The following is a 6427-nucleotide window of genomic DNA, read 5'->3' on the forward strand; positions in this document are numbered from 1 at the left end:
TGGTTAACGCCCGCCGCCAAGCGCCACGGCATGAAAAAACCCCGGCCGCCAGAGGCGACCGGGGTTCTTCGGCACGCGCGATCTGCGCGAGCGACTACTTGATGGTGACGGCCTGGCGGCCGCGCTGGCCGTCCCGCACGTCGAGCGCCACCTTCTCGCCCTGCTGCACATCCTGCTTGCCGGCGCGCTGCAGCACGGAGGAATGCAGGAAGACGTCCTGGCCACCATCATCGGGAGTGACGAAGCCGAAGCCGCGCACCTGGTCGAACCACTTCACGGTGCCGCTGACCGCATAGGTCGGGCCGCCCTCGTCGCGGGCGCCGAAGTCGCGCCGCGGCGGGGGACGATCGCCGAAGCCGCCGCGCGGTGCGCCGAAGCCGCCACCACCGCCGCCGCCAAAACCGCCGCCGCCGCCGAAGCCGCCACCACGGGGGGCGCCAAAGCCGCCGCCGCCGCCACCGCCGAAGTCGCGCCGCGGGGGACGATCGCCGAAGCCGCCGCCGCCACCGAAGTCGCGCCGCGGGGGACGATCGCCGAAGCCGCCGCCGCCGCCACCGAAGTCGCGCCGCGGGGGACGATCACCGAAGCCGCCGCGCGGACGGTCGCCGCCCCCGGGGCCCTTGATCACGCTGTGGATCCGCGTGACGAGGCGCCGACCCTGCCGGTCAGTGCCGATCTCGCAGTTCAGCTTGTCGCCGGTTTCCGGCGGCTCGATTCCCGCTTCCGTCAGGGCGGAGGCGTGGAAGAAAACGTCCTGCCCATCCGGGCCGAGGACGAAGCCGAACCCCTTTCGGGCGTTGTACCACTTGACCTCGGCCTCGATTGGGCCGTCGCCACCCTGTTCATTCTCGGGAAACACGATACGTATCAATCCGCTAGCAGACACGACCCGACACGATGCGGGGCCGCCAGTACTGAACATGGCATCAGCCCGCGCCGAACACCAGCGGAAAACGAAGTCAAGCGAAGCGTGATGGGCGGAACGGCGCCACCGGGATCTCCGGCTCATTCCCGGCGAGCATCGCCGTCACGATCCGCGCGCTGCGGGGTGCCGCCACCAGCCCGACATGGCCGTGCCCGAAGGCCAGCAGCACATCCCGGCTCGCCGCCGCCGGACCGAGGCAGGGCAGCCCGTCCGGCATCGAGGGGCGATGGCCCATCCAGACCCTCACCCGCTCCGGTGGCAGGTCGCGCGGCAGGTTGGGGAAGCTGCGCAGCAAATGGTCGCGCAGGATCTCGGCGCGCTTCCAGTTGGGCGCGGCCTCCAGCCCGGCGATCTCCACCTGGCCAGCGCAGCGCAGGCCGCGATCGGTCCAGGTGACCGACATCTTGCCGTCATAGGGCATCAGCGGCGTGCGCGGGCCGACCTCGGAATCGAGCACCATGGCGTGGTAGCCGCGCTCGGTCTCCAGCGGCACCTTCGAGCCGGCGGCGGCGGCCAGCGCCTTCGAATGCGCACCGGCGCAGATCACCGCGCGGTCTGCCGCGACCTCACCTGAATCGGTCAGCACGGCCTTGAGGCGCGCGCCCTCGATTCGGAAGCCGGTCGCCTTCGCACGCATCAACGCGGCGCCCTCAGCCTGCGCCTGGGCGACCAGGGCGGCGACATAGGCGCCCGGATCGCGGCAATGCCCGCCCTCCTCCACCAGCGCGCCGAAGCCGTAGCGGCGGTCGAGCTCCGGCTCGCGCTGGCGCATCTCGTCGGCGTCGAGCTCCAGCCACTCGATGCCGACCTTGCGCCGGACCCGCCAGGCCATCGCCTCGGACTCGAACTGGGCGCGGTTCTCGTAGATGTACATCAGGCCGCGCTGCTCGATCAGGCGCTCCACGCCGGCGCGGGCGGCGAGTTCGCGGTGCAGCGCCGGCGCGCCCTGCAGCAGCGGGCGGATGGCGCGCGCGATGGCCTCCACCTTCGCCTCCGTCCAGCCGGCGAGCAGGTACTTCACCAGCCAGGGCGCGACCCGCGGAAAGTACGACCAGCGGATCGCCAGCGGGCCGAGCGGATCCATCAGGAATCGCGGCACCTTCTTCCACAGCCCCGGCGTGGAGGGCGGGATCACCGACATCGGGCTGAGCCAGCAGCCATTGCCGTAGGACGCCGCCTGCTCGCCGCCCGGATCGCCGGGCTCGATGATGGTCACGCGGAACCCGGCCGAGAGCGCCTCCAGCGCCGTCGCGGCGCCGACGATGCCGGCGCCGATCACCGCGACATGCGCGCTCACCGTCGCATCTCCCGCCCCGGATCGGCCTGGCCGAGCAGCGAGACATGCGCCGAGACCACGCGCCAGCCCTCAGGCATACGCGCCATGATCTTGGTCTCGCGCCCGATGAGCCCGGTGCCGACGCGCTCGTATTCCAGATGCGTCGCTGCGAAGTCGCGGCCGAAGGCGACGATGTGGACCTTCTTCTGCACCCGCGGCGCATAGCCCTTCACCCCGGCCCGGAAGGCGCGGATCGCGTCATGGCCGTAGAGGATCTCGGTGATGCCGAAGCGGACGGTGCGCGGATCGGCCCAGAAGATGGCATCGAGCACCGCGGTCTCATTGGCCATCAGCGCGGCCTCGTAGCGGTCGAAGACGGCGCGGACCTCCGCCAGCACCGCCGGATCGTCGAGTTGCACGCCACGCCCCCTGTCCTGCCGGCGGCGAGACTGCCCTGCCGCCGGTGCGCTGCAAAGCCGCCGAGGCGGCGAGCCGGCCACGCCGGCGCCGCAACGGGTTCATCTTTCGCGCATGATCCGTAGCCAGCATGCTTGCTGCCCAACCCGGAGCCACCGACATGCCGGATGCCGAGTCGCGCCCGTCCCGAACCCGCCAGGGGGTGCAGGTGCGCGCGCTGGCGCGCACGCTGTCGCTGGCGCTGCTGCTGACCGCCGCCGCCTGCGCCGGGGCGCCGGGCGAGGCGGCACAGACCCTGGCGCCGACGCCGATGGGCAAGCCTGGCGCCGCGCTGCGCCATGCCGCCGACATCCCCGGCCCCGCCTGCGCCAGCGAGCACCGCCTGGTGATCGAGGAAGCGCTCGGCCTGGCCCGGCAACGCATGGCGGAGGCCATCCGCCTGGTGCGGGAGCAGCCGGAGCATGGCCATCTGCGGCGCTGGTTCGGCACCACCCCACCGCCGGAGATCCAGGAGCGGCTGCGGCTGACCGCCGTCTGGCTGGACCAGCCGGAGCGCTTCAAGCTGCTCTGCAACGACCCGCCCGCCTGCCGGGGCGCGCGCATGGCCTATGCCGCGCCCTCGCGCCGCATCGTCGGCCTCTGCCCGGCCTTCTTCCGCGCCAGCGCGACGGGCTTCGACACCAGCTGGGGGGTGCTGATCCACGAGGCCTCGCATCTCGGCGCCGGCACCGATGACCACGCCTACGGCCCCCAGGCGGCACTCATCCTGGCCAAGGCGGACCCGCAGCGCGCGGCGCGGAACGCCGACAACTACGAGTATTTCGTGGAGACGCTGCCGCGCTGAGCCCGCGGGCCGCTCGCCGCGCCTCCTGGCTGTGGCCCCGACGCAACTACGGCAAAATCGTGGCGACCCGGCGGATTTACGGGTTCACCGCATCGTGCTGGTTGGCGTATACAATAATACGTGAGCGCAAGGCGGTCGAGACATCCGGCCGCCGCGCAACACGCGACGCCATTGCCAGGAGCCGCTTCATGCTCGACGCCGCCCTTCCCGCCGGCGAGACGCGCGCGCAACTCGCGCCGCATCACGGCTTCCTCTTCGCCACCGGCATCGAGAACAGCGCACCGACCATCCAGGGCGGCCGCATCCGGCGCGACCAGATGGCGGAGTGCGGCCATTACGACCGCTGGCGCGAGGATTTCGCGCTGGTGAAGGAGCTGGGCTGCGACGCGCTGCGCTACGGCCCGCAGCTGCACACGACGCTGCGCGCGCCGGGCCTGCACAGCTGGGACTTCGCCGATGAGGGCTTCGCCGAGCTGAAGCGCCTCGGCATCCGCCCGATCGTGGATCTCTGCCACTTCGGCGTGCCCGACTGGATCGGCGACTTCCAGAATCCGGACTTCCCGGCCCTGTTCGCCGACTATGCCGGCGCCTTCGCCCGGCGTTTCCCCTGGGTGCAGCTCTACACGCCGGTGAACGAGATGTTCATCACCGCCGTCTTCAGCGCGAAATACGGCTGGTGGAACGAGCAGCGCCACGATGACCGGAGCTACGTCACCGCCATCCGCAACATCGTCCGCGCCAACCTGCTGGCGATGCGCGAGATCCTGCGCGTGCGCCCCGACGCCATCTTCATCCAGTCCGAGAGCACCGAGGCCTTCCACGCCGAATGCCCCGCCGCCCTGCCGCATGCCGAGTTCCGCAACGCCGAGCGCTTCCTGACGCTCGACCTCAACTACGGCCGCCGCGTGGACAGCTTGATGTACGAGTTCCTGATGGACAACGGCATGTCGCGCGAGGACTACCATTTCTTCCTGCGCGAGGCCCCTGCCCTGAAGCGCCATTGCGTGATGGGCAATGACTGGTACCAGACCAACGAGCACATCCTGAACGCGCATGGCCATGGCCGCTGGGCGGGCGAGGTGTTCGGCTATGACACCGTCACCCGCGACTACCATGCCCGCTACGGCCTGCCGGTGATGCACACCGAAACCAACCTCGACGAGGGCCCGCGCGGCGACGAGGCGGAGCACTGGCTGTGGAAGCAGTGGTCCGGCATTCTGCGGCTGCGCCGGGACGGCGTGCCGGTGCTCGGCTTCACCTGGTATTCGCTGACCGACCAGATCGACTGGACGCATGCGCTGCGCGAGCAGCGCGGCGACGTGAACCCGCGCGGCCTCTACGACCTCGACCGCAAGCCGCGCCGCGTCGGCCTGGCCTACAAGCGGCTGATCGAGACCTGGCGCGAGGTGCTGCCCACCCAGAGCTGGTGCCTGCAGGTGCCGCTGGCAGCCTGACGGTTCGCGGCGCCGCCTTGCCCCGGAGCGCGGCGCCCGCCACCCTGCCGCTTTCCGTGGGAGGCGCCGCATGGCTGGCAAGCTCGATCGCAAGGTCATCATCACCTGCGCCGTGACGGGCGCGATCCACACCCCCTCCATGTCGCCGCACCTGCCGGTGACCGCGCAGGAGATCGCCGACGCCGCGATCGGCGCGGCGGAGGCGGGTGCCGCGATCGTCCACCTCCATGCCCGCGACCCGAAGGATGGCCGCCCCGACCAGTCGCCGGAAGCCTTCGAACCCTTCCTGCGCGTCATCAAGCAGCGCAGCGACTGCGTGGTGAACCTCACCACCGGCGGCGCACCGACCATGACTATCCAGCAGCGGGTCGCCCCGGCCGCCACGTTCAGGCCCGAGGTCGCCAGCCTCAACATGGGCTCGATGAATTTCGGCCTGTTCGGGATGCTCAACCGCTTCAAGAGCTTCAAGCACCAGTGGGAGGCCGACTACCTCGCCAACAAGGACATCGTCTTCCGCAACAGCTTCGCCGATATCGAATACATCCTGACCACCTGCGCCGAGAACGACACCCGCTTCGAGTTCGAGTGCTACGACACCGCGCATCTCTACAACCTGCGCTATTTCCTCGACCGGGGCCTGGTGAAGGCGCCGCTGTTCATCCAGACCGTGTTCGGCATCCAGGGCGGCATCGGCAGCCATCCCGAGGACGTGCTGCACATGAAGCGCACCGCGGACCGGCTGTTCGGCGATGCCTACAGATGGAGCGTGCTCGGCGCCGGCGCCTCACAGCTGCGCGTCGCGGCCACGGCCGCGGCGATGGGCGGCAATGTGCGCGTCGGGTTGGAGGACTCGCTCTGGGCGGGCCCGGGAAGGCTGGCGGAGAGCAACGCCGAACAGGTACGGCTGGCGCGGCAGATCATCGAGGGACTCGGGCTCGAAGTGGCCACGCCTGCGGAGGCGCGGGAGATCCTGAGCCTCAAGGGCGGCGACAAGGTGGCGTTCTGACGCGGCGGAGCGGCGCTCCCGGCTTCGCTGCTGGCCTTTGGGCTGAGCATCCCGTTCGGCGTCTCGTTTCGTCTGGCCCATGCTGTTCCACGGTGCGCTCGGCCAGCTCGCGGGCGCCCTCTCGCGGCTCTCCGGACCTGCCGCATGGGGCTGGGCCGGGGCGACCGTTGCGGCGTTCGTGCTGGCCAACCTGGCTGTGCTCGGCGATCTTCTCCTGCCGCCCGCCGCGGTCATGCTGGTCCTCGACCGGATCGAGCCGCGCGCCGCCCTGGTCGTCTTCGCCCTCGCCGTCTGGCCCGCGACGCGCCGCAGCCCTCCCGGCGATCATCCCAGCCCGCAGGAGGGGCAGGCCCGCCCGTGACCTCCGGAGTCCGGATTCCGGACCGCCGTGCCCGCGGCATCGTGTGCTAGACCATTATTGGCCTGACTGTGCATAGCCGCAGTGTCGCAGGTAGTCGGTGCATTCTTCGGGGCTGAAGCGGTCAAGGAGGTTGCCGATGGCGTT

Annotated in this window: 7 protein-coding genes; 4 read left to right on the forward strand and 3 right to left on the reverse strand. The window is 70.7% G+C overall.

Annotation, left to right across the window (positions count from 1 at the left end; all coding sequences use genetic code 11):
* Nucleotides 1-94: 94 nt before the first annotated feature.
* The 3 genes from ACESM1_RS17785 to hpxZ all read right to left on the reverse strand — a co-directional run bounded on the left by ACESM1_RS17785 (nt 95) and on the right by hpxZ (nt 2620).
* Entirely contained in the window at nt 95-859 is a 765-nt protein-coding gene (locus ACESM1_RS17785; RefSeq protein WP_372622311.1) for a cold-shock protein, read from the reverse strand.
* Between the two features lie 100 nt (nt 860-959).
* Complete coding sequence (locus ACESM1_RS17790; protein WP_372622313.1) at nt 960-2222, reverse strand: NAD(P)/FAD-dependent oxidoreductase; 1263 nt, start codon at nt 2220-2222, stop codon at nt 960-962.
* Nucleotides 2219-2620, reverse strand: a complete 402-nt coding sequence (gene hpxZ, locus ACESM1_RS17795; protein ID WP_372622315.1) for an oxalurate catabolism protein HpxZ — start codon at nt 2618-2620, stop codon at nt 2219-2221. Before hpxZ ends, ACESM1_RS17790 begins: the two co-directional genes overlap by 4 nt.
* Before the next feature lie 158 nt (nt 2621-2778).
* Here hpxZ and ACESM1_RS17800 point away from each other — a divergent pair, with 158 nt between their 5' ends.
* The 4 genes from ACESM1_RS17800 to ACESM1_RS17815 all read left to right on the forward strand — a co-directional run bounded on the left by ACESM1_RS17800 (nt 2779) and on the right by ACESM1_RS17815 (nt 6283).
* Complete coding sequence (locus ACESM1_RS17800; RefSeq protein ID WP_372622317.1) at nt 2779-3462, forward strand: M35 family metallopeptidase; 684 nt, start codon at nt 2779-2781, stop codon at nt 3460-3462.
* Nucleotides 3463-3650: 188 nt separating this feature from the next.
* Complete coding sequence (locus ACESM1_RS17805) at nt 3651-4916, forward strand: family 1 glycosylhydrolase (protein ID WP_372622319.1); 1266 nt, start codon at nt 3651-3653, stop codon at nt 4914-4916.
* A 70-nt stretch (nt 4917-4986) separates the two neighbouring features.
* Nucleotides 4987-5922 carry a 3-keto-5-aminohexanoate cleavage protein gene (locus ACESM1_RS17810; RefSeq protein WP_372622321.1) on the forward strand — a complete coding sequence of 312 codons (936 nt, stop codon included), beginning with the start codon at nt 4987-4989 and terminating at the stop codon, nt 5920-5922.
* A 79-nt stretch (nt 5923-6001) separates the two neighbouring features.
* Nucleotides 6002-6283, forward strand: a complete 282-nt coding sequence (locus tag ACESM1_RS17815) for a hypothetical protein (protein WP_372622322.1) — start codon at nt 6002-6004, stop codon at nt 6281-6283.
* Nucleotides 6284-6427 lie beyond the last annotated feature (144 nt).

The organism is Falsiroseomonas sp. (assembly GCF_041690465.1).
Taxonomy (GTDB): Bacteria; Pseudomonadota; Alphaproteobacteria; order Acetobacterales; family Acetobacteraceae; genus Falsiroseomonas.

Excerpts from the sequence above, each read along its gene's own strand:
- ACESM1_RS17800 (WP_372622317.1), top strand. The coding sequence starts at position 2,779 with ATGCCGGATGCCGAGTCGCGCCCGTCCCGAACCCGCCAGGGGGTGCAG.
- ACESM1_RS17815 (WP_372622322.1), top strand. The coding sequence starts at position 6,002 with ATGCTGTTCCACGGTGCGCTCGGCCAGCTCGCGGGCGCCCTCTCGCGG.
- ACESM1_RS17810 (WP_372622321.1), top strand. The coding sequence starts at position 4,987 with ATGGCTGGCAAGCTCGATCGCAAGGTCATCATCACCTGCGCCGTGACG.
- ACESM1_RS17805 (WP_372622319.1), top strand. The coding sequence starts at position 3,651 with ATGCTCGACGCCGCCCTTCCCGCCGGCGAGACGCGCGCGCAACTCGCG.